Annotated in this window: 15 protein-coding genes and 3 pseudogenes; 9 read left to right on the top strand and 9 right to left on the bottom strand. The window is 68.5% G+C overall.

The genetic code is table 11. From position 1 onward, the window contains the following. Positions 1–493 precede the first annotated feature (493 nt). The gene (locus OG758_RS48110) at positions 494–832 is read left to right on the top strand and encodes a hypothetical protein (protein ID WP_326715690.1); all 339 of its coding nucleotides are present in this window, start codon (positions 494–496) and stop codon (positions 830–832) included. 540 nt (positions 833–1,372) lie between these two features. Here the strand turns inward: OG758_RS48110 and OG758_RS48115 are convergent. Continuing rightward, positions 1,373–1,990, bottom strand: coding sequence for a hypothetical protein (locus tag OG758_RS48115; protein ID WP_326715691.1), 618 nt, complete (start codon positions 1,988–1,990; stop codon positions 1,373–1,375). A 341-nt stretch (positions 1,991–2,331) separates the two neighbouring features. Between OG758_RS48115 and OG758_RS48120 the strand changes: the two genes are divergently transcribed. From OG758_RS48120 to OG758_RS48130, 3 genes and pseudogenes are all read left to right on the top strand, one after another. Beyond that, positions 2,332–3,783 (top strand): ISL3 family transposase, encoded by a 1,452-nt coding sequence (locus OG758_RS48120; protein ID WP_326715692.1) that lies wholly within the window; start codon positions 2,332–2,334, stop codon positions 3,781–3,783. Continuing rightward, positions 3,705–3,914: a hypothetical protein gene (locus OG758_RS48125; protein WP_326716283.1), complete on the top strand. Its 210-nt coding sequence runs from the start codon at positions 3,705–3,707 to the stop codon at positions 3,912–3,914. Before OG758_RS48120 ends, OG758_RS48125 begins: the two co-directional genes overlap by 79 nt. Positions 3,915–5,614: 1,700 nt before the next feature. After that, positions 5,615–5,974: pseudogene (locus OG758_RS48130) on the top strand (transposase); the annotation flags it as partial. Here OG758_RS48130 and OG758_RS48135 read toward each other — a convergent pair. Beyond that, on the bottom strand, positions 5,971–7,527 hold the full coding sequence (locus OG758_RS48135) for an oxidoreductase (protein ID WP_326715694.1): 1,557 nt from the start codon (positions 7,525–7,527) through the stop codon (positions 5,971–5,973). The pseudogene OG758_RS48130 and the gene OG758_RS48135 sit on opposite strands and share 4 nt — an antisense overlap. Before the next feature lie 591 nt (positions 7,528–8,118). On the opposite strand from OG758_RS48135, the gene OG758_RS48140 reads away from it, so the two are divergent. Continuing rightward, positions 8,119–8,406 (top strand): hypothetical protein, encoded by a 288-nt coding sequence (locus OG758_RS48140; protein ID WP_326715695.1) that lies wholly within the window; start codon positions 8,119–8,121, stop codon positions 8,404–8,406. Between the two features lie 46 nt (positions 8,407–8,452). Here the strand turns inward: OG758_RS48140 and OG758_RS48145 are convergent, their stop codons facing one another. The 6 genes and pseudogenes from OG758_RS48145 to OG758_RS48170 form a co-directional block, all read right to left on the bottom strand. Beyond that, positions 8,453–8,842, bottom strand: coding sequence for a VOC family protein (locus OG758_RS48145; protein ID WP_326715696.1), 390 nt, complete (start codon positions 8,840–8,842; stop codon positions 8,453–8,455). A gap of 751 nt (positions 8,843–9,593) precedes the next feature. Beyond that, positions 9,594–12,344 (bottom strand): phosphoesterase, encoded by a 2,751-nt coding sequence (locus OG758_RS48150; RefSeq protein WP_326715697.1) that lies wholly within the window; start codon positions 12,342–12,344, stop codon positions 9,594–9,596. Between the two features lie 6 nt (positions 12,345–12,350). Next, a complete protein-coding gene (locus tag OG758_RS48155; protein WP_326715698.1) occupies positions 12,351–13,736 on the bottom strand; it encodes an ABC transporter permease in 1,386 nt (461 codons plus the stop codon). 242 nt (positions 13,737–13,978) lie between these two features. Then, positions 13,979–14,905, bottom strand: a pseudogene (locus OG758_RS48160) (ABC transporter ATP-binding protein); the annotation flags it as partial. 548 nt (positions 14,906–15,453) lie between these two features. After that, complete coding sequence (locus OG758_RS48165) at positions 15,454–16,251, bottom strand: hypothetical protein (RefSeq protein WP_326715699.1); 798 nt, start codon at positions 16,249–16,251, stop codon at positions 15,454–15,456. A gap of 323 nt (positions 16,252–16,574) precedes the next feature. Continuing rightward, positions 16,575–16,676 (bottom strand): annotated as a pseudogene (locus OG758_RS48170) (IS21-like element helper ATPase IstB); the annotation flags it as partial. A 116-nt stretch (positions 16,677–16,792) separates the two neighbouring features. Between OG758_RS48170 and OG758_RS48175 the strand changes: the two are divergent. Continuing rightward, entirely contained in the window at positions 16,793–17,341 is a 549-nt protein-coding gene (locus OG758_RS48175) for a hypothetical protein (protein WP_326715700.1), read from the top strand. Between the two features lie 319 nt (positions 17,342–17,660). Continuing rightward, positions 17,661–18,535 (top strand): IS5 family transposase gene (locus tag OG758_RS48180; RefSeq protein WP_326715701.1). Its coding sequence is split into 2 segments (ribosomal slippage): positions 17,661–18,051 and positions 18,051–18,535, totalling 876 coding nucleotides; the frame shifts between segments, so codons are not numbered across the junction. On the opposite strand, the gene OG758_RS48185 is transcribed toward OG758_RS48180, so the two are convergent. Then, the gene (locus OG758_RS48185; protein ID WP_326716284.1) at positions 18,519–19,097 is read right to left on the bottom strand and encodes a protein kinase domain-containing protein; all 579 of its coding nucleotides are present in this window, start codon (positions 19,095–19,097) and stop codon (positions 18,519–18,521) included. The genes OG758_RS48180 and OG758_RS48185 overlap by 17 nt on opposite strands. A 303-nt stretch (positions 19,098–19,400) precedes the next feature. Between OG758_RS48185 and OG758_RS48190 the strand changes: the two genes are divergently transcribed. Further along, on the top strand, positions 19,401–19,784 hold the full coding sequence (locus OG758_RS48190) for a hypothetical protein (protein ID WP_326715702.1): 384 nt from the start codon (positions 19,401–19,403) through the stop codon (positions 19,782–19,784). Positions 19,785–19,801: 17 nt separating this feature from the next. Further along, positions 19,802–22,036, top strand: coding sequence for a telomere-associated protein Tap (gene tap / locus OG758_RS48195; RefSeq protein ID WP_326715703.1), 2,235 nt, complete (start codon positions 19,802–19,804; stop codon positions 22,034–22,036). Positions 22,037–22,040 lie beyond the last annotated feature (4 nt).

Raw genomic sequence — 22,040 nt, forward strand, 5'->3', positions numbered from 1 at the left:
AGCTCGACACCCACGGTTCCAGCTGCCCTCGACACATCGCCTACGGATCACCGACGGCCTCGCCGGACGGCCGACATCCTGCCGACGTGGTGCTGGCGTAATCAGGTGTGGGAGACCGACCACGTCCAAGCGGCGGTGCTGGTCGACGTTGACGGCCAGGCTCGCAGGCCGTGGATCACCTGGTTCACCGGACACACCGAATGCGCGACGAACGCGATCACCGGTGTGGCGCTCACGCCGGGGGATCCGTCGCGGGAGTCGGTGCTCGCGGCGCTGCGCTCCGCGGTCCTGCGCGAGGACCCCTGCGGCCCAATCGGCGGCCTGTTGCGGGTCGACCGAGGTAAGGACTTCCTGTCCCGGACGGTGACCTCAGCGTTCGATCTCCTGGACATGACGGTGGAGGACCTGCCCGCCTGCAACCCCCATCTCAAGGGCACGGTGGAGGGCCTGAACCGGGTGCTGGAGAGCATGTTCCTGGCCGCGTTGCCCGGCTATGCCCGCCAACCGCGTCCTGCCCGTCACCAAGCAGTTGCGCGACGGCTCGTGGCTCTCACACATCTGGGCAAGCAGCGGCCCGGCCCGCGATGGGCCGGTTGTGGTTCGTGTCCTGGCCTACCGACTCGAAGGCCGGAGTGCTGGCGGTGAGATCGACGACTATCGCCTGGTCACCACCCTGCTGGATGCCCGACGGTATCCGGCCCGGCAACTGGCCGCGCCTGACGGGCTTGGTCCGCACGGGGAGCGTCCCAGCGTCGTTGGGGGCCTGTACCGGATCAGCATGGCTCTGGAAGAGCTCGACCTCGGCAGCGGTAACGGCGGAGCGGACGATTGATGACGGAAGGCATCCGACGACCTGACACGGTGCTGGGGGCGGTTCCAGGCTCAGCTCGCCTACATCAACGACGTGGCCTTCGAGATGAGCCCAGATACGCCGGGGACGGTGGTGGAGGTGCAGAGCGCGTTGCGGGCGGCGGCGGAGACGCTGACGCCCCTGACGGGTATGGAGCACGCATCGAGCACTGGGTGCAGCACGCATCCCGAAGGGGCGGCCGCTCAGGTGGGGGCGGTGTCTGCTGTGCAACCTGCGCGGGCGCCGTGGACTGGACGTGCAGCCCCGGTGGTCTCAGGGCTAGCCCGCACCTGGCTCTGCCCACTGGAAGGAGCAGCACTTTGGCACCGGTTCGGGAGGGACTGGGCTGCAGGGTCCGGGGCGGAATGTGCACGAGTTTCGACAGCGTGCCTGCGCCTGCCAGCCTGCCCTGGCCCTTCCGGGGCAGAGGCGGGCAAGCCGGCCCTGGCCGCCCTTTCAGCTCGGGATGGTAGCCCCTCCACCACGCTGGTGGAGGGGCTACAGGGATCCGTCGAGCCTGCCCTATCGGGCGTCCGCTCCCCGCGGGGCCTGGGCCGTGGGCCGGTCAGACCTGCAGCGCTGCTGCTCGCCAGCGGTCATCGGGCCGGTGCGCTGGAACAGGCGGTCGGACAGTCCGGTTGCGGGACCGTCGAAGGTTCCGGCGAGGGTCTGCTCGTGGCCCTTCTCGTCGCGGACGGTGAACTTGGCGTTGCCCGACTCGGTGGCACGCTGCGCCTCGACCCAGGACACCTCCCCTGGCTCGATGCGCTCGGGGAAGTCCTCGTACGTGTCTTTGGTCCAAGTGAAGGACGCAGGCCGGCGCACGGCGCCGCCACCGTCACCGGTGGCGAAGTCGGCTCGGCCAGGGGTCGCGATGTGCACCGGTCGGTTGTGGTCGAGGCGGTTGCGCGTGCAGTTGAGGTACGCCTCGCCTTCCATCGTGGCGCGCCCGTACTGCTTCTTGCTCGTCTGGATGTCGATGTCGACGGTGCAGGGCCAGCTGCCCTGCGCGTCGTGGCAGGTGCCCTCAACACTGATGACCGCCGGGGCGGCGAGCGCGGTGGCGGGAACGGGCGAGACGGAGGCCAGGGCGAGGACGGCCCCTGCGGCGGCCAGGGCCGCTGTCGTGAAGGTTCGCATGATCGTTTCAACGAGGTGTCAGGGGTTGTCCGTCACGGGGCGGGGATGTTGATCACCCCAACGAGCGCCGCCAAGGCAGATGCCGGGGCCTCCCGTTCTCGTGAACACCGCCTATTCGCGAGAGCATGCGACTCCCAACGCCGTGTCAAAACGACGTCGCTACTCGGTTCTGGCACAGATCTTGGGGAGCCGTCGCGGAGCGTTACCTCGACGTTCGATTGCGAGGAGACGGGTTCGTGTGAGGCGGCGTACGCCTTGTCATCCCACGGAAGGAATTGACGCTCCATCAGGTGTCTGCCGATTGCTTCTGCGGTCGGTTGCGGACGGTGATGGTGCTGGTCATGCAGACCGACGTATCGTTCTGGGGCTCGCTGGTGTTCGAGGGGATCGATGATGTGGATGTCGAGGCGGTTACGGCTGCGTTCGGCACCGTCGAGGTGGTGGCGATAGGCCGCGCGGCCAGGGCTGCGTGTCCGGACTGTGGCCGGTTCTCGGGACGGGTCCACGACCGATACGAGCGCAGGCTGAGGGACCTTCCACTCGCTGAGCAGGGCTTCGTGATCCGACTGACGGTCCGGCGCTTCATCTGCGGAGCGGCGGACTGCCCGCGCCGGACGTTCGCCGAGCCGTTCTCCCGGCTGGCCGCCCCGCACGCACGGTTCACCAGACGGCTCAACCGTGCCCTGGAACGGGTGGGGCTCGCGCTGGCCGGACGGGCCGGCGCCCGGCTGGCTGCCCAGCTGGGCTTCGGAGCTGGCCGGATGACCTTATTGCGCAGGGTCATTGCATTGCCCGATCCCGCGTTCAGCACGCCGCGTGTGCTGGGCGTGGACGACTTCGCGATCCGTCGCGGCCAGGCGTACTCCACGGTCTTGACCAGCGTCGAAGACCATCGCGTGGTCGATGTGCTCCCGACGCGTGAAGCCGGACCGCTGGCCGCGTGGCTGGTCCGTCACCCCGGCGTGGAGATCATCTGCCGGGACCGGGCGGGCGCCTATGCCGAGGGTGCCCGCCGCGGTGCCCCTGATGCTCTGCAGGTTGCTGACCGGTTCCATCTATGGCAGGGCCTCGGCCGCGCCGTGGAGACCTGCGTCGCCGCCCATCGCGACTGCCTGAGCACTCCTTCGCCCAGTGGCACCCTGCCGGAGGCCACCCCGCTGGCTTCCGCTCTGCCGCAGGACGACTCGGTGCCCGTCGGCCGGCGGGCCGAGCGGAAGAAGGCAGCACATGGCCTGGTCCACGAGCTCCTTGCTCAAGGTCACTCACGCCGGGCGATTGCACGGCACCTGGGCTGGGGCCTCAACACCGTACTCAGATACGCGAACGCCGCGAACTGGCAGGACACCATCCGCGAAAACCGGCCCCGCCCCAGCAGACTGGACCCCTATAAGCTCTACCTGGAGCGACGCTTCGCCGCGGGATGCACCAGCGTCACCCAACTCCACAGCGAACTCGTCGCCGACAACGCGCCCGTCACCTACCAGATGGTCCGCGCCCATATCGCCACCCTCCGCGGGACTCCCGTCGGCGCGCCACCCCGAACTCCGACGGTGCGTCAGGTGACCGGCTGGCTCACCCGACACCCCACTGCGCTGAGCGAGGAAGACCGGGCCAGCCTGAAGGATGTCCTTGCACGCTGCCCTGAACTCGACAACACGTCCGCGACTTCGGCGAGATACTCACCGACCGCCTCGGCTCCACACTCCCCACCTGGATCGACGCAGTCGATGACAGCCAGCTCCCCGGTCTCACCGGCTTCGCGCTCCACCTTCTGCGGGACCTTGACGCCGTGATAGCTGGGCTCACTCTCGACTGGAGTTCCGGCAGCATCGAGGGCGCCGTTAACCGAATCAAGAAGATCAAAAGGCAGCTATACGGCCGAGCCGGATTTGAACTCCTGCGCAAGGTGATCCTGCTCCAGTAACACTGCGCGAGCAGCCGCCCACCCGTGGCAGGATGGCCTCATGTTGATCCGAAAGGGCGATGCCGCGTAGGCGTCCCAAGGCCGTCCGCACAGAGCGGTGGCGGCCACGATGGCAGTTTTCGGTCCTGAGAGTCCGCAGTGTCTCTGCTCGGACTCGTGCAGCGATCCGCCGGGTCGAAGACCAGGAGATGTGGCCCAACGCGGTCGCCAATGCTCTCTCGTGTTTCGAGCGAGCTTTTAACCAGCCGGGACGCTACCTGGACGCCTCCGAGTTCGAATCGCCCGGGGTGGGAGATGCCCGTGATGACCTCGAGTGGGCGATGCGGCACCTTCCTCCCGGAGCGCAACGGGACTTGGGCCGACTGATCACACGCATTGATGAGGAACTCGAGCGCCGCACCCTGCCCGACCCCAACAATATTGAGTTGGCGGTGTTCGGCTGGTGGTGGACCAGAATGCGAGAACGCTAACGGGCCCCCGGACCCGCGCCCTCAATCGAACGACACCGTCACCTTCCGCAACGGCTCCCCAAGATCTGTGCCAGAACCCGCTACTCGCGTACAAAGCCACGCTGTCGTCCCCGCGCATGTGGAGATGGTCCGTTCGGGCAGTACGAGTTCGCCGGGATCACGCTGTCGTCCCTGTGCCTGCGGGGGCGGTCCGGACGCGACGCGGATGTAGCCCCTCGAGGCGGTGTTTGCCCTCGTGTCTGCGGGGATGGTCCCCCGTAGTACGCCTCCGCGAGGAGGAGCACGAGATTGCCCCTGCGCCTGCGGGGATAGTCCGGGCGAACTGGCGATGCACCACCAGCAGCAGAGGTCGCCCCCGTGCCTGCGGGGATGGTCCGGTGTCCCAGTCCCGGGCCCGGTCGTCCCTGCGCCCGCAGGGAAGGACTGCCGGTTGTTGTCGACGGTCGTGGCCGTGTCGCCCCTGTGCCTGCGGGGATGGTCCGCGGCTGGGGCAGTTCACCGCCCAGCTCGGCGCGTCGTCTCCGCGTCTGCGGGGGTGGTCCGAACGGGAAGCGCTACGCACCCGGTGAGACCTCGTCGTCCCTGCGCCTGTGGGGATGGTCCGCTGCGCCGCGTCGGCTGCACCCTCCACAAGAAGTCGCCCTGCGGCTGCGGGGATGGTCTGGAGTAGCGGTGCTCGTGGCTGGGGGTGCGGCCAGCCGAGGGTCAGCTTGACCGCCTGGCCCCGCGGTAGCCGCGACAGCGGGCGTTTTCACGAAGGCGGTGTGATGCTCGCGTTGGGCGTTGGGCGTTGGGCGTTGGGCGTTGGGTGTGGTGTGGGGGCGTGACCCGGTGGCAGGTGGAGTAGTTGGGCTGTCTAGGTTGGGTTCGGCAGTGGCCCTGTGCCTTGTCTTGTCCCGAGTGTCTGGGGCTCGGTACGGGAAGAAGGTGCAGGGCTTCTGTATGGCCTGGTCGGGTGCTCGTGCGGGTGCGGGGTCTGGCAGTCATGGCGTCGAAGTCACGGTGAGTTGCGGCGGTTTGTGCTGGCACTGCCTCGTGGCGATCCAGTCGCTGAAGCAGATCGTGTAGTCGCCGGACAGTAACGGTGGTGGCGGTGTTGTCTCCGGGCGTCAGAGCGGATGAAGGCGCGCCCACATGCTGCATGGCCCCGCGCACTGCGTCGGAGCGCGGGGCTGTGCAAGGAGCGCTGTTCCTGTCAGGAGCGTTCATGGCGACCGTATGGTCAACACCCCGCTGGCCGCCACCCTGACCGGCGGCAACCGCAACGACGTCACCCAGCTGGTCCGACTGCTGGAAGAGATCCCGCCGGTGCGGGACAAGCGCGGCCGGCCCCGGCGCCGCCCGGACGTGGTGCTGGGCGACCACGGCTACGACCACGACAGGTACCGCCGTCTGGTCTGGGATCTCGGTGTGAAGCCGTTGATCGCCCGCCGGGGCACCGAGCACGGCTCCGGACTTGCACACAACGCTGGGTAGCGGAGCGTGTGTTCGCGCCGCTGGGAGATTCGCGATGACATCCACGAAGCGTTCCTCACTCTCGGATGCGCAGTGCTCTGCTGGCGCCGCCTGAACTCAGCTGTCGTCCGCTAGTTTTTTTGCAGGGTGCGGGTGACACCCGCGATGACCGCGGTCGTCAGCACCCAGCCAAAGGCGATCAGCAGGTAGGCCAACCACTGGAGGCTGTCGTTCGGCCAGTACCAGGCTGTGCGCTGGCCCAGACCACCGATGGGGATCAAGAGGTCGAGCGTATAGACGAGGGGCTGGAACGCGGCCCCTTCGCCTCGTTGGACCGGAGTGGGGGCGTGCGTGCTGAAGGACAGCGTGCCCAGCAAGGCCAGCGCGAGGAGCCAGACACCGGCCAGCCAGGGGCGGTAACCATAGCCGACGGTCACGTCGAGCAAGTGCCCCCACACACGCGCGACCGGGGGCAGAGTTTGACGCCGATGGCGCTGTCTGGCCAGGAGTACGCGGCGGGCGTCGTCGTCGTGGCCGACCTTCCGGTACCAGCTCGCCAACTGCTCATAGGGCTGGGGGCTGTAGCCCGGGCTGCGTCGTATCCACGCCACGCGGCGGGCCACGGAGTCCCGCCGCCCCACAGCCTCCCGCCGCTCGCCTGCCTCGTCCACCTTGATGGAGCCGTAGACGAAGCCGTCCAACTCCACGACATCCGGCCAGCTGTGCCCGCTGTCGTGGAGGTAGGACACCTGCGCGCCCCGCAGGTCCACGGCGCCGGACGCTGGCCGGGCGAGGGTGAAGTCGAAGTCGACAGCCTGCATCAACAGGGCGACCAGTGACGGGCCGTGGCCGACGGGCGGCCCGTTCAGGACGGCTCCTTCAAAGGTCAGGTTGTCCGAGATCCGGGCACCCCGCAGCCGTACGGTCCCGTTCGCGGTGAACCCGTCGGAGAAGTCGAGCGTCGAGGCCACGGCATTGTCCAGGGCGAGCGCCACCCCGCGCCGGCTGGGGCGTTCCAGCAGTGCGCCCCGCATGTGCAGTCCGCCTGGCAGCTGTGCCCCCATGAGACGGACTTCACCGTCCGCGACGAATCCGTCCCCGCAGTAGACGCCACCCTCCGTGACCAGTCCGCCAGCGGACACTGCCCATGCCGCGGGTGCGGTGATCTCGGCGCCGTTGAGGTTCACGGCGCCGCTCACGTGGGCGTTGATGAGCGACAAGGCGGTGACCTGGCGGTGGAAGGGAGAGGCAGAGCCGCTTTCCAGGCGTGAGCGCCGCAGGTCGAGGCGCCCCTCGACGCGGATCACGCCGGCTTCCACGCCCGGCACTCGGCTGCCCACGATCACAATCGACTGGGTCGACGCTCCGGAGAGGTCCACACCTTCCTCGAACCAGCAGTCCTCAAGCCAGAAGACGTGAGCGATGTGCGCGCCGGCCAGGTTAAGGTGCCCGGATATCCGCGCCCCCGCGAGCCTTAGGCACGGGACCGCGCCCGACAGCGCGGTGTTCGCTCCCTGGAGGAGCGCCACGATCACGGCGGCCCGAACCGTCCGCCCCGGGCCCCACTGCCCACCCTCGGCGACACGGTCGTTCTCAAGCACACCCGTGCGCAGATCCACGCGGCGTCCCTCAGGGAACGCATCCCACAACTCACGCTCTGGTGAAGTCAACTCGTCGTATGAGAGCACTCATGCAGAGTAGTGATCTTCCTTCGCGCTCGCCTCGCCCTGCCGCGCGAGGACCGGCGACGGCCCATTTTGTTATGGGCTTTAGGGGCCTTGGACAGCGTCTCCGGCTCCGGAGCCGGTGCCAGTGGGGTGATGCCGAGTTGTTCCAGGCGTTCGCGCTGCTCGTCCGTCAGGTCATCCCAGACCTTCGGCTTTCGTTGCCCTCGGCTCCGGGGAGCCGGTAGAAGTCGCCTCCGCGTCTGCGGGGAGGGTCCTTTCAGCCGGCAGGTCAGCAGGGCCAGTTGGTGTCGTCCCCGTGCCCGCGGGGATGGTCAAGGGCGTGCCGCTCACGTCGCCTCCGCGCCCGCGGGGATGGTCCTTCACCCTCGACAACAACGACGGCCGGTACACCGTCGTCCCCGCGTCTGCGGGGATGGTCCCAGGGAGTCGACCATCCGGTCATGGATCTTGGCGTTGCCCCCGCGCCTGCGGGGATGGTCCGAAGGACTGCCAGACCCTCTTCACCGTCAAGTGGTCGCCCTCCGCGTTCGCGGGGACGTGCTGCGCGTCTACGCGGCGCGCCTTTGTCTGTCTGCTGGGGGGATGTTTGTCATGGTGCCGCTGCCGACGCCCTGTCCCGCGGACCGGATTCCTGGCGCGACGGGTCTGGGGGCGTTCGAGGCTGCGGGCAAGGCGGCCAAGGAGCAGCGTGTCGTGTTCATCGCGGTGGAGCGCCAGGGCCCTTTGTGGACGGTGAAGGCCGAGGCGCTCACCGCCTTGGAGCTCACCGTCGACAGCGCGGTGTACGACGCGGTGCGCGCGGCCGTCGCCCGCCTGATCCGCGTCCGGGAGACGCCGCCGCAGTGCGCCGGCCGCGAGCACATCGGGCACAAGCAGTGATGGAGGGCCGCACCCGGTACTCGGGTGTGGCCCTCGACCTATGTGCTTACGAGGCCCAGCCGCCGTACGGCACCGTGATGAGTTCCATCGCGTGGCCCGCCGGGTCCATGAAGTACACGCCGCGGCCGCCGTCGTTGTGGTTGATCGTGCTGGGCTGTTGCTGGCGCGGGTCGGCGTAGTGCTCGATGCCGCGCTGTGTGATCCGCGCGTACGCCGCGTCGAACTCCTCTTCAGAGATCAAGAAAGCGTAGTGCTGGGGAGTGATCTTGTCCGCGGGGATCGTGGCGAAGTCCAGCGTGACGCCGTTACTCAGGGCGACCGCGACGAACGGGCCCCACTCGGCGGTGATCTCAAGGCCCAGCAGGGACGCGAAGAACTCTGCGGACTCCCGGTTGTCCCGGGCGTGGACGATCGTGTGGTTCAACTCAACTGACAAGGAATGCCTCCGAGGGCATCTCCTGACACCTCCATGCCTCACCCAGCCGGTGACCGACACGCGATGTCGCCATCGATCTTAGTCGCTGTTGTCTACGAAGTGAGTCAGCCTTGCGTTCGCAGTGGCGGTGCAGGCGTCGGCATGCTGACCTTGAAGGCCAACGCAGAGCTGCTCGCCGGTGTGCTCCTGGGTAGCCGGGAGACCGGCGACGATCCGGTGCTCTCCGCGCTCGCTGCCTACCGTGGCCTCATCGTTGTCGTCGACGACATCCAGCGCGCCCTGGTGCGGCAGGCCCGCAGTCGCGGCCCGGTTCGGCGAAAGCCGGGCCGGGCCCTCCGCCGTCGGGGGACGCAACCTGACGACGTCGCGCGGGCGCAACGCAAGATTCGGGGCACAGCGTTCAGGCGGGCCTGTGCGTCCTCGCCCGGCTGCTCACTGCGGGTGGCTTCGTCGCGTACGCGCTGGCAGCTGGTGTGGATGAGGCGGGAGACGTGTATCTGCGAGAGCCCGACGCGCTTTGCTGGCACGAGGTCGCAGGGATGGGGTTGCCCGATCGAGGCATCCTGGCGGGAGCGAGCTGCGCGCCGAATCGCTCCGCAGCAGGGCCTCGATCGTCCGAGGTGAACTGCTGCTGAATGTGCGCGGCGAAGGCGGCACCGCGCGCCACCACCCAGAAGCGGCCGACGGGGGGACCGCAGGGCCCCTGGCCGGCGGTGACGCCGGCCAGGGGCCCTGCCGCGATCAGGCTATGTCAGCCGTCGTTCTCCGCGGACGGAAGGTTGGCGCCGGGGACGTCCTGCGGCGCGTATACCCTCTTGTCCCCCGGGTAGGGCTTGTTGAAGTTGTGGGTGTCGTACCAGGTGAAGCGGTCCATCTGCTCGTTGTTGGCGTAGTCCGGCACGGCCTTGTCGCCGGTCATACGCTGCTTGGAGAGCCAGCTCTTCCACTCGGTGGCCAGCGGCTGCTGCGACGCCGGGATCGCCACCGAGGTGGGCGCGGCGGCCGCCGCCGGGTTCTGCGGGGCGGGGGTGTCCACACCACAGGACGGGGCCGGGTTCACGCCGAGGGTCAGCGAGGTCCGGTTGGCCACGGAGTTGAACGGCGTGAAGTCGGGCTTGTTCGTGAACGCGTCGGCCATCGGGGTGGCCGCGGTGTCGAGCTGGTTCATCGGGTGGATGCCGAGGATCTGCTCGATGGTGCGGACCATCGTGACCTGCGAGTAGTAGTGGCTGTCGACCGTGCCGTGGTTGGCGTACGGGCTGATGATCTGGACCGGTGCGCGGTGGCCGTCGACGTGGTCCTTGCCCGCCTGGGAGTCGTCCTCGACGATGAAGATCGCCGAATCCTTCCAGTACTTGCTGTGCGTGATCGTGTCGACCATGCGGCCGACCGCGAGGTCGTTGTCCGCGACCTGGGCGGCGGAGTTCGCCGGGCCACCGGTGTGGTCGTTGGAGTACCAGAACATGTTCAGGTCAGCAGGACCGTTCTTCTTGAAGTCCTGCTCCCAGATCTGCTCCTTGTAGATGTCCGGCACGCTGGTGTCGAACTTCGGGAAGCCCTGCACCGTCGCGTCGTTCAGCGAGGGGATCGCCGAACCCGTCTGGATCGGGTACTTGGTCGCCGCGCCGGTCGCGGCCATGTCCTTGGTGTCGCAGTACAGGTTCTGCCAGTTCGCACCCGCCGGCTTCTTCTCCAGCGTCTGGAACTCGCCGAAGTCCTTGACGGACTTGCCGGCTGCCTTGGCACCGGTCCAGATGAAGCCGGTCTTCTGGTGGCCGAGAACGTCGTCCTCGGTGTCGTAGGAGCGGGTGTACTCACCGGCGGAGGACTCGGTGTACTCCGGGTTGTCCGCCTGGTTCAGCCAGTTGTGGCCTTCGGCGGAGTTCGTGCCCATGTCGTAGAAGTTGTCGTACAGGCCGAACTGCTTGGCCAGCGCGTGCTGGTTGGGCGTCACGTTCTCGCCGAAGGTGGTGAGCGACTTGTCGCCGTTGCCCTCCGGGATGTCGCCGTAGACCTGGTCGTAGGTGCGGTTCTCCTTGACCAGGTAGAAGACGTGCTTGATCGTCGACGGGTCGCCGAGGCGCGCCGGGACCGGCACCGCGGGCACGTTGCCGTTGTTCTCGGACAGCTTGAGCGAGTCGCCGCTCCAGCCGTTCATCTGGAACACCTTGGGCGTGTACGACTTGATCTCGTCGTCGCTCGGCAGGCTGAACGTGGTCAGGCTGGACGTGGTGTCGTGGGTGCCGTGATTGGAGGGGTTACGGCGGGCGTCTATACCACGGGTGTTGGAGACGACGATCTTCCCACCGACCTGGGCGATCTCCGAGGGGAAGTAGTCCGTCGGGAGCAGGCCGACGTAGCGGGCAGGCATCGCCGCACCCGAGTAGCGGTACACCGCGACGGCGTTGGCGCGGCCCAGGGTCACCAGCAGATGGCCGTCTTCGGTGAGGGTGACAGCGTTGGGCTCGTAGCCGACCGAGGCCTCCGCCCACGGCTTAGTGGAGATGGTCTGGACGACCTTGTCGCTCTTGGAGTCGATGACGGAGACGCTGTTGTCGAAGGTGTTGGTGACGAACAGCACGCCGTTCTTCGCGTACACCGCGGTCGGGTGCAGACCGACGTCGATGGTGCCCACGGCGGCGGACGCGTCGGCGGTGTTGATGACGCTGACGGTGCCGGTGGTGGAGGCGCCGGTCTCCCGGTCGGCCGGGACCTGGGTGCCGTAGGAGTTGATGGTGGTCTCGCCGTCCTTCGCGGGACGGCCGCCCTCGTTGGAGACGTACAGCTTGCCGCCGACCAGGGCCAGGCCGCGCGAGGCGGTGCCAGTGGTCCAGGTCGTCTTGACGGTGCCGGTGGCGGCGTCGATGGCGACGACCTTGTTCTGGCCGTTGACCGCGCCGTACACGGTGGAGCCGTCGGCGGAGAACACCGCGGCACCCACCAGGGCCTGGTGGCCGCTCACGGTCGGGATGTTCACGGCGACCGGGTTGGCCAGGGTGCCGTCGGCATTGACGGTGAACTTGGTGTAACCGGTGGCCTGGCCCAGCCACAGCGACTTGCCGTCGGGCGAGTACGTCGGGCCTTCCTGGCCCACGGCGCTGCTGCTGATGCGCAGGCTGTCGGCCGCGTTGGTGCCGATCTTCTGCGCGATCTTGCCGGTGGACAGGTCCATGATCACCAGGGCGGCGTCGCCGTCGGTGACCGAGGCGGCCAGGTGCTTGCCGTCCGGGCTGGCCACCGACGACATGATCTTGCCGGAGTTGATGACCGTGCGGTCACCGTAGGGGTTGATGTACTGGTCGTCGGAGACGACCTGGCCGTGGTCGGTGACCTGACCAACCTGCTGGGTGCCGAACTGGTGCGTCGAGGCGACTGCCGTGCCGGTGACACCGAGGGCGACCGCGATACCGGCGGTCACCATCATGGTCCGACGGCCGACGAGCCTGCCGAAGAGGTTGACCTGCTCCCTCTGCTGAACCCGGCGCTGTCGTGCAACCTGCATGAAACTTTATCCCTTCGAGGAGGTGTCGAGCAGCTCGACGTTGCCGTCGAACTGCCAGAGCGGATTCGGGGCGTCTCCGGTCGAAGTCCGCAGCAGGAAGTAGCCGTTCACTTCCTTGGGACCGTCGCCGTCGGCCACGAACCGCCCGTCTGAGGTGATGTCGATCTGGTAGATCGCCGTCCCCGTGACTGCGACGCCGGGCAGATGCCAACTGACGGTGCACCGCCAGTCGTTGCCCGCGCCTTCCTGGGCTCCCTTGCCTGCGCTTTTGGCGCATGTCGCGGTGGCGCGCAGTTGCGCCTCCGTGACGCCGGGGCGATGCAGTTGGTCGGTCTGCATGCGATAGAGGTGGGCGAAGGCCGTGGCGACGGAGCGCTGTACCTGGCCCTGCTCGATACCGGAACCCATGGAAGATGTGGATGCGGCTACTGCCGCGACGCTGAGGGCGGTCAGCCCCACCAGCGGCAGCAGCCCGACGGTGAGCGCGCGGCGCCCGGAACCGTCGTAGGCGAGATTGGTGAAGTCCCGCCGCTGGAACAGCACATACGCCAGCACGGTCGCGAGCACCGCCCACGCCAGGCTGACCGCGACGGCGATCAGCAGCGAGGTGAGCTGGGTCGGGCTGGTGAACAGGCCGTTCCAGGAGATGAAGGCGTAACCCGGCAGGGCGAGCCGGACCGCCACCGGCAGTGGCAGCATCTGCGCGACCTGCATGACGATGGCGACCAGCGCCGGCAGGAGCAGCCCCATCGGGGAGCGGCCCAGCGCGATCGAGCCGAGCAGACCGATCGCGGCGAGGGCCAGGGTCGGGGCGAGGGCCGCAACCCAGGCGAGCAGGACCCGCCAGGCCGCGTCGCCCGGCGACAGCAAGTGCCCGTCGAGGCCGACGAGGGGATGGTTGCCGACGGCCAGGAGCCCACCGACCGTGCTGGAGACGGCGAGGCCGGCAACCAGCAGCACAATGACGGTGAGGCCGGCGAGTGCCTTGGCCACGAAGATCCGGCGGGGCGAGCGCACCGCCACCAGCAGAAGCCGCCAGGTCCCGAGCCGGTCCTCGGAGGCGAAGATGTCACCGGCGACCACGGAGGTCAGCAGCGGCAGAGCCCAGGTGCCCGCGAACCCGAGCATCACCAGCGGCGCGGCCCACCCGGTGGCGTGCATCCATCGGCCGAAGAGGGTGTCGACGGGCAGGGTGGACTGCTGGGAGACCCCGGCGACGAAGACCGCGGGGACGATCCAGCAGCCGAGGACGAGCAGTCGTATCCGCCATTGCGAGACGAGCTTGACCAACTCGAAGCGGTAGCCGCGGGCAACCGTGACACGTGCGGGGGCCGAGGTGGGCGCGGGTTCGGGCTTGGGGGCGACGACGATCGGGGCGGGGGATGCGGTCATCGGCCGGCCTTCTGCTGCGCGGTGGTGCCCTGTTGCTGGGCGGTGGTCTCCTGCTGCTCGGCACCGGCCGACGCAGGCCGCTCGACGTGGGCCGACGGCGACTCACTGTCGGCCGACTGCGGCTCGGGACCTGCCTTCTGCCGCTCGGCATGGGCCGATTGCCCCTCGCCGTCGGATGCCGACTGGTCCTTGCCGGGCTCGTCCTGCCCGGCGCCGGACGTCAACCCTTCGATGTCCGGCCCCTGTTGCTCGGCGAGGGCCAGGAACGCCGCCTCGAGCGGGGACACCACGGGAGTGAGTTCCCGCACTGCGATACCCGACCGCACCAGCCGCACCACCAGTTCGTCGAGGGCGGGTACCAATGCCCGTACGACAAGCGCCTCGGCGCCGTGACGTCCTGCCTCGTCGTCGGCCACACCGACCCCTGGCGTGCCGGCGGCCAGCCGACGGGCTGACTGTGGGTCGGAGGTGACCAGCCGGTAGTCGAGTTCACGGTTGTCGGCGGCCAGCTTGCTCAGTGGACCGGAGAAGACGACCCGTCCGATGGCGAGGATGGTGACCTCGGAACACAGCGCCTCGAGGTCGTCCATGCGATGGCTCGACAGCACGACTGCGGTCCCCTCCGCCGCGAGCCGGGTGAGGACGCCGTGCACCTGCTTCTTTCCCGCCGGGTCGAGGCCGTTGGACGGTTCGTCGAGCACCAGCAGTCGGGGCTTGGTGAGCAGGGCGGCGGCGAGCCCGAGCCGTTGACGCATGCCGAGGGAGAAGCCGCGGGCGCGGTCGTCGGCGACATCGGTGAGCCCGACCTGGTCGAGCACGTCGTCGACGCCCGCCGTCCGCGCGTCCTGGCCGCGCAGCGCGGCCAGCGCGGCCAGATTCTGCCTGGCGGTGAGCGAGGGGTAGAGACCGGGCCCGTCCACGAAGCCGGCGACACCGTCGGGGACGGCGAACGCCCGCCCGACCGGCTCACCCTGGATCTCCAGACGGCCACTGTCGGCAACGGCCAGACCGAGCAGAAGCCCGAGGAGTGTCGTTTTGCCGGCGCCGTTCGGTCCGACCAAGCCATGAATCTGACCATGCGTCACATCCAGGTCGACGCCGTCGAGTGCGACGACGTCACCGAAGCACTTGGTGATCCCGCGAGCCCGAACTGCGAGGAGTGTGTCCATGAGCCCCTTCTTCCGAAAGCCACGAGAAACTTAGGTGTGACACGCATCGTTCTCCACGACTGCCTGTTGAACGTTTGCGAAATGGGAGAGGGTCGGCGTTCGCCGCACCGAAGCCCCGCCGACATCTTGCCGTGAACACGACAATGCGTAGCCAGTTCGTATGCACGAAGCAGGCGGCATCGAGCCAGACTTGGGCAACGCTCGGACGCGCCGTGCGGGCGCTGCAACGGCAGCCCCGAAGGCGGCAGGTTGGGCAACACTCCTGACGTTCAGCCGCGCTTGTGTGCCTACTGCGAAATATTGCCCGCGGACGAAACGCAGACCGTGCCGGTTCCCTCGCCTTCGCCGAGCCGGGCCGCGGCGGCCGTCGACGACCGCGACACCGCATGCCGACACGCCGCCGCCGAGACCGCCGCAGGCCACTGGAGTGACGGCGCTGCTTGAAGTGCTCTCCTCCCTTCGCAAGCTCAGGAAGGAGATTCCCGTCTACCTTGCGGTGGCGGGCTTGACGCGCACCAGAGGCCCGCACGAGGCGTATCGCTACGCCATCACGCCGAGCAATAGACGACGGGCCCAGGCCTTGTGGACTCGGGACCAGCGTTGCCGAAGGACATAACCCAGCTGTTGGGGGTAGTGGTCTCCCGAAAGGACTCAGTCACGAAAGTCCCGCTGCCGCCCCCGAAGAAGCCGCTGGCGATCGCCTTCGGGTGATCGGCCGGACAGACGGCCCTGCTCGTAACGAACGCGCCCGGAGACACTGAGACGGTTGGTCCCCCTCCTTGGACGATGTCCGCGGTACCGGAGGGACCGGTAGCGCCCGTGTCGCCCTTCGGGCCCTCAATGCCCTGCAGCCCCTGCGGACCGGTGTCGCCCTTCGGACCGGTGGGGCCAGTGGGTCCGGTTTGGTTCCACCGCACCGTGAGCTCACCGGACCGGCACCGCTGTCCGGCCTCGAAATCGATGACCCGTAGTGCTCCGGTGCTCCGGTTGTAGCAACCGGTGTAGACCCCGCCAGCGCCGGGAATGTCGGCGTGCGCGACGCCGCCGATCTTCGGGCCGATGTCACCGGGGTCACCCTTGGGTCCGGCCGCGCCTTTTCCGGCCTGGTTGCAACCGGCGGAAGGGGCGGCGGGTCGTCTGTGGTCAGGTGTCGTGGGCTGACACCCGGCCTCGCTTGCGTGGCCCGCATGCACGCCGGAAGGTCCCTGGGCGCCCGGCGCTGCCGCGATGGTGGGGCTCGCGATGCCTGCCAGTACCAGGGTCAGCGAGGCAATCGTGCCGCCGGTCAGCCACGTGCCTCGCCGGGGCAGCGATCCCAGCCGGGACGCACTGAACTCAGTCTTCATGTACAGGCTCCTCGTTTCGGTGGTTCGTGATCTCAGGTCCGAATCCGAGGGGAGCTTGACGCATTGGTGAGCAAGTGACCGGCAAGGGTGATTGGGACGCGCTGATTCGTCATCGAGTCGGTCCAACCGGAGCCGCGATCTCCGGAACGGGACGCGAGTACATCCGCGACAAGTCCCTGGAAGGTCACGAGACCGCCCGCGCCCGCAGGAAGTCGTCGGCGGGGCCGCCGACACGGACGACGGCCATGCAGTGGTTCGTCTCCGGAGCGGTGTCCCGGAAGTCCTGATGGATCCGCTCAGGCGGGGTGTGCGTGACCCTGGCTCAGCCGGTGGCCGGCCACCGCTGGTTCGGTGCCGAGCGCGATCAGAAGGTGGGACTTGCCGGTGCTGGAGTCTCCGGTCAGGCAGAGAGGCAGGCCTTCCCTCCCGCTGAGCCCTTGATGATCAGGCGGCTGGAGTACTCCGGGTGTCGTCGGGGCGTTCCCGGCCGTAGCGTGGCTGCCAGACTCGATTCCACACGCCTGGTCAGGAGGCACCCGCCATGGTGGAGCAAGTCGTCGGCAAATCCGTTGACGGTGCCGGCGTATACGGCGAATCACAACTCGGCGTCGGTGTCTCCGGGATGGGAAGTGGTTGGGAGCGGGACGTGAGCGGCGCGGTCGTCGGAGCCGTCGGCGTCAGCGGGTTCAGCTACTACGGGCCGGGGGTCCATGGCGACAGCGGTGAATGGAGTGAAGAGGCGACGGGCAAAGGCCCGGGCGGTGATTTCCGGTCCGCGCGCGGACCGGGCGTTGCGGCTCTGTCTGGCAGCGGTGTCGGCGGCTCGTTCACTGCCGAGAAGGCAGGACAGATCCGTCTCGTGCCGACGCTCGCCGAATTCGACGGGGGTGATGCAGGAGAGCCAGTTCCCCGGCTGCCGACGTTTGCCAAAGCCGGCGAACTCAAGGTCGTCAGGGGCGAACAGGGCCCCTGCTCCCTGTGGCTCTGCATCGAAGGGTCGGGATTCGGTGCGGGTCCCCTCGGTGCTGGGCTCGTCTTTGCTACGTGGGCCGAGGTCACCCTGGGCGAGCCGGTCACGGGTACGGCCTGACGCGCTGTGCACCGCGCCGGTGGCGACCGGCTGAAAACAGGAGGTTCCGGCAGTGGGACTCGACGAACTGGAGCTCAAGCAGGATACGTTCCTCGGCATGCTGCAGATCAGTTGAACGGCGTACCGCTGCCGGTCTCTGAGATGACGAACTTTCCGGGCCGCTGGCTGGACCGGCTGGTTCTTACCGCTGCCGAGATCAGGAGCAGCAAGTCACTGCGCCGCAGGGGCCCTTGGCTGTCGGAGCGTGCCGGTGGCCCTTGGTTCATGACTCCTAGGGCGTGTATCGAAAGTGGATCTTGAGGTGAGATGATCTTGCTTCGTGGCACGTGGAGATCTGACGGATGCACAGTGGGCCCGCCTGGAACCGCTGTTGCCCCGGGGCAAGAAGCCGGGGCGTCCGCCGATATGGACCAGGCGGCAGCTGATCGACGGCATACGGTTTCGCACCCGCACTGGTGTGCCGTGGCGGGACGTTGCGGAGCGGTACGGGCCCTGGGCCAGGTCGTACGACCTGTTCCGCCGCTGGCAGCGGGACGGTACCTGGCAGCGGATCTTCGCGGAACTACAGGCCGAGGCCGACGCGAAGGAGCTCATCACCTGGGACCTCAACGTCGACTCCACCGTCAGCCGGGCCCACCAGCACGCCGCCGGGGCGCGGAAAAGGGGGACCTCCAGAAGGAGCCGCCCGGCGGGATCGGCGTCGAGCCGGACGATCACGGCCTCGGCCGGTCGCGCGGTGGCCTGACCACCAAGCTGCACTTGGCTGTTGAGCAGGGCCAGAAGCCGATGTCCATCGTGATCACCGCCGGGCAGCGCGGCGACTCCCCGCAGTTCGAGCCGGTCCTGAACAAGGTCCGTGTCGCCCGCCGGGGAGTTGGACGGCCGCGAACCCGACCGGACCGCGTCCGCGCCGACAAGGCGTACGCCTCCCGCAAGAACCGCGCCTATCTGCGGCGACGCGGAATCCGCTGCACGATTCCGGACAAGGCCGACCAGGCGGCCCACCGCAAGAAGCGCGGCTCTCGCGGCGGCCGGCCGCCCAAGTTCGACGCCGAGGACTACAAGGCGCGGCACGCGGTCGAGTGCGGGATCAATCGCCTCAAGAGGCACCGCGCCGTGGCGACGCGCTACGACAAACTCGCGGTCCGCTACGAAGCGACCGTCCTCGTCGCGGCCATCAACGAGTGGCTGTGACCAGCACATTCGATACACGCCCTAGGGGCCCGGCCCCAGTGCGGGTCAAGCGGGCGGGGTGAGCGCGCCGGCGGGCGGGCGCCAAAATGATGTTCTGAGGCTTGATGTCCCGGTGGGCGACGCCTGCTTCGTGGATGGCCGAGAGCGCGGCAGCGGTGCCAGCTGTCAGAGCGTACAAGCGGGCTCCTGCCACGGGGCCTGAGTCGGCCACGTGCTGATCGAGGGTGGGGCCGGGAATGAAGGCAGTCGCGAACCACGGTGCGGGCGCGTCGACTTCGGCGTCGTGCACCGCTGCCAGACAGGGGCCCGCAACCCGCCGTGAGAGCTGGACCTCCCGCCGAAACCGAGCCCGGAATTCCGTGTTCTCGGCGTATGCGGGATGCACGACCTTGATGGCCAGCCGCTCACCGCTCGGGCCCAGTGCGGCGTACACGGTTCCCATCCTGCCGGACCCGAGCCGCCCTAGAACACGGTAACGCCCCAGAGAGCGCGGATCGCCTTGCTGTAGCGGTTGGACACGGCTGGACACGACGGAGGCCCCCTCGTCTTGGACGATTACCATCGGCTGCTCGGAGCGGCCGATGGATCGTATCGGGGTCAACAGTAGATACCCGCCCACGTACGTGAGGGAGAAAGCCACCCGCCCGGAATCCGGCCAGTGTGAAGCGCGGGCCAACAGTGCACGAGCCCTGGGGCCGTCGACCAAGCTGTGTAGACCGACGCGCCGACGTGAGCTTGTCGTTGCGTGGCGTTGCAGCACGGCAGGAGGTATCAGCGTGTGCGGAGTCGACGCGACGGTTTCCTCCGCGACATCAAGCAAACAATGAATCGTTGTTTCATTGCCTGGGCGCGGTACGGTGACCGTATGCCACGTGATTCCCGTCAGCAGGCCCGTGACCGCCTGTCCGTACTGGCCCCCACATCCGGGGACGGCGCCACGGCCGCGCGTCGCGTGGAACAGGATGCCTCGCTCGTGGGGCGGCTGCTGGCGGCCGCCGGCGAGCAGAACCATCACGGGCGGGAGCCGGGAGTGATCCCGGACGACGTGGGCGCCGCTCTGGGCCTGTTCGAAGACATACGCGAGCAGCTGGACCGGCTGGAGACCCAGGTGGTCATCGAGGCGAGGCGCCGGGGCATGGAGTGGCGGGAGATCGCCGCCCATCAGGGCCTGAATTCCTCGCAGGCGGCCTCTCAGCGTTATCAGCGGCTGATGACCCGGCTCGAAGAGATCCGTCAGGGTGTCAGGTAGGAGAAGGGGACATACAGATGACGGATCAGTCCGCTGAACTGCTCGCCGCCGTCGACTCGCTGCTCGCTGCCGTCGATGACGGCACCGTGCTGCCCGTGCCCGCCGAACGGGTTCGGTTGCGCGAGGCTGCGGGGCTGACCGAGGCTGCTGTTGCCCAGGCACTGGGGGTCCGGGTGCCGAGCATCCAGGCCTGGGAGGCGGGCCGTGCCGAGCCGAAGGGGGAGCGCCTGGATGCCTACCGCAGGCTGCTCGAGGGCCTCGCTCACCGCTATCCCGCGCCACTGTCCACGGGTTCTGTTGCCGCGGTGGAGGAGCCGGTCCTGCCACAAGCAGGCCCGGCACCCGCGGTTGAGGCCCTGACTGCGTCCGAGAACACCCCGGCCGCCCCTGCTCTCGTTGCTGCTGCTGCGGTGGCCGCGTCGCGTCCGGCGCGTACCGCCAGGCCGGCGTTGATGGCGCGTCGCCCGGGTGTGAAGAAGGCCGCTGCGGCTGGCACCTCGGCGGGCGGTACCGATTCGCGGTTCGAGAACGGGCCGCTCGCGGTCGTCGATGTCGAGGACGGGCAGGTTTTCGCGTACTGCGTCGGTGGCCTGGTCCTGGACGTGCCCGCGAAGTCCTTTGCGTCCCTGGTCGAGTGGACGCTGAAGGAGGCGAGGCTCGGTCAGCCGAAGCTGTCCGGGCCGGGCAAGGACGCCGACCCGCTGATCGTGCTCACCGAGGCCGCGTGCGAGCGCTACGGCCTCCCGGCCCGCCTCGCCGAGGAGGAGCGCCTGGCCGGGCGGCTGCCCGAGGGGCACAAGGTTGTCAAGCAGCTGGCGCGTCAGGAATGGAAGTTGACGAAGCGCGGGTTCGGGCCGTGGGCTCGGATCTATCGCCCCGCTCAGGGTTCGGAGCGGGCCTGCGTGCAGTTGTGCATCTTGTCGTGGGATGCGCTCGATACCCGGCACTGGGCCCATGCCGCCCAGCTTCCGCCCGCCGAACTTGCACGGCTCCTGGGTACGTACGCGTCCCGGGTGATGACGCCGCGCGGTTCCACCGCGGTCACTGGCCTGGAGCTGATGACCGCGCTGCACCCGCCGACCCGCGCCAGCGCGCCGGACAACAACGGCAAGCGCACCTCGGAGCACAACCCCGGCTCGCTGGGGAAGGACCCCGTCGACTTGATGGACTGGCCGCCGTGCGAGGTTCCCGACGGTCACCCGGTGCTGGGGGCCCTGCCGCGCTTCCATGTCCGGGGCCCCGGCGAGAGGCTGTTTGAGGAGGCGTATGACTGGGCGCGGCCGCTCACCGACGACGAATGCATGCGCCGCAACCTGGTCGGCATCGACGTCAACATGGCCTTCGCCGCCGGCGCGAACGGCCTGCTGGTCGGCCTCGCCCAAGCACCAACACACGTCAAAGCGCCGGTGTTCGACCCGAAGCTGCCCGGCTCCTGGCTGGTCGACCTGTCCCACGTCGACCTGTCGCGGGTGAAGTCGGGCAAGGAGTGGATGAAGCTCGACGGGGAACTGCTGCCCAGCCCGTTCACGCCGAACGGCGAGCGGCCCAAAGGCCCGGCCTGGTATGCGACGCCGACCGTCGCCTACGCCCAGGAACTGGGCTACGACGTGACGCCGACCGAGGCATGGGTGCGCTACGACAACGGCCGCTACCTGGACGGCTGGTACAACCGGCTGCGCGACGCCTACATCGCGACGATGGCCGACCTCGGCGTGAGCGCCGACCTGCCGCCCCAACAGTTCCTGGCCGCGATGGACGGATACCGGCAGCACGACCCCGAGCTGGCGATCGTTGTGTCCGCGATCAAGGCAACCGTCAAGGGCGGGCTCGGCAAGCTGCGTGAACGCCCGCGCGGCGAGGGCTGGAAGCCCGGCGAGCCGTGGCGCGCCCTGGCCCGGCCCACCTGGCGCCCGGACATCCGCGCCGCGATCATCTCCCGCACACGCATCAACATGCACCGCAAGATCGTCAAGCACGCCGCCTTCACCGGGCAGTACCCGGTCGCGATCCTCTCCGACTGCGCCGTGTACGCGGCCGACGGCGCCAGCCCGCTGGACTTCCTGCCCTACCGAGAGGGCAAGCCCCTGCCGGGCGGCTTCAAGCTCGGGGTGAACCCCGGCCTGGTCAAGCACGAGGGCACCCAGTCCGTGTTGTGGGGCGAGGGCGTACGGGAGCAGTTCAACGCCCCGGAGCTCAACTTGGCCCGGTACATCAAGGACGGCACCGTCACCGACGCCGACAACGGCGAATAGGGGA

Origin of the sequence: Streptomyces sp. NBC_01474 (genome assembly GCF_035918215.1) — a bacterium.
Taxonomy (GTDB): Bacteria; Actinomycetota; Actinomycetes; order Streptomycetales; family Streptomycetaceae; genus Streptomyces; species Streptomyces aureus.

Bases quoted from the DNA above. Each gene is read 5' to 3' on its own strand.
- OG758_RS48190 (WP_326715702.1), top strand. From the start codon at position 19,401: ATGCCACGTGATTCCCGTCAGCAGGCCCGTGACCGCCTGTCCGTACTG.
- OG758_RS48150 (WP_326715697.1), bottom strand. From the start codon at position 12,344: ATGCAGGTTGCACGACAGCGCCGGGTTCAGCAGAGGGAGCAGGTCAAC.
- OG758_RS48175 (WP_326715700.1), top strand. From the start codon at position 16,793: ATGGTGGAGCAAGTCGTCGGCAAATCCGTTGACGGTGCCGGCGTATAC.
- OG758_RS48140 (WP_326715695.1), top strand. From the start codon at position 8,119: ATGGTGCCGCTGCCGACGCCCTGTCCCGCGGACCGGATTCCTGGCGCG.
- OG758_RS48115 (WP_326715691.1), bottom strand. From the start codon at position 1,990: ATGCGAACCTTCACGACAGCGGCCCTGGCCGCCGCAGGGGCCGTCCTC.
- OG758_RS48185 (WP_326716284.1), bottom strand. From the start codon at position 19,097: ATGGTAATCGTCCAAGACGAGGGGGCCTCCGTCGTGTCCAGCCGTGTC.
- OG758_RS48120 (WP_326715692.1), top strand. From the start codon at position 2,332: ATGCAGACCGACGTATCGTTCTGGGGCTCGCTGGTGTTCGAGGGGATC.
- OG758_RS48155 (WP_326715698.1), bottom strand. From the start codon at position 13,736: ATGACCGCATCCCCCGCCCCGATCGTCGTCGCCCCCAAGCCCGAACCC.
- tap (WP_326715703.1), top strand. From the start codon at position 19,802: ATGACGGATCAGTCCGCTGAACTGCTCGCCGCCGTCGACTCGCTGCTC.
- OG758_RS48165 (WP_326715699.1), bottom strand. From the start codon at position 16,251: ATGAAGACTGAGTTCAGTGCGTCCCGGCTGGGATCGCTGCCCCGGCGA.
- OG758_RS48110 (WP_326715690.1), top strand. From the start codon at position 494: ATGCCCGCCAACCGCGTCCTGCCCGTCACCAAGCAGTTGCGCGACGGC.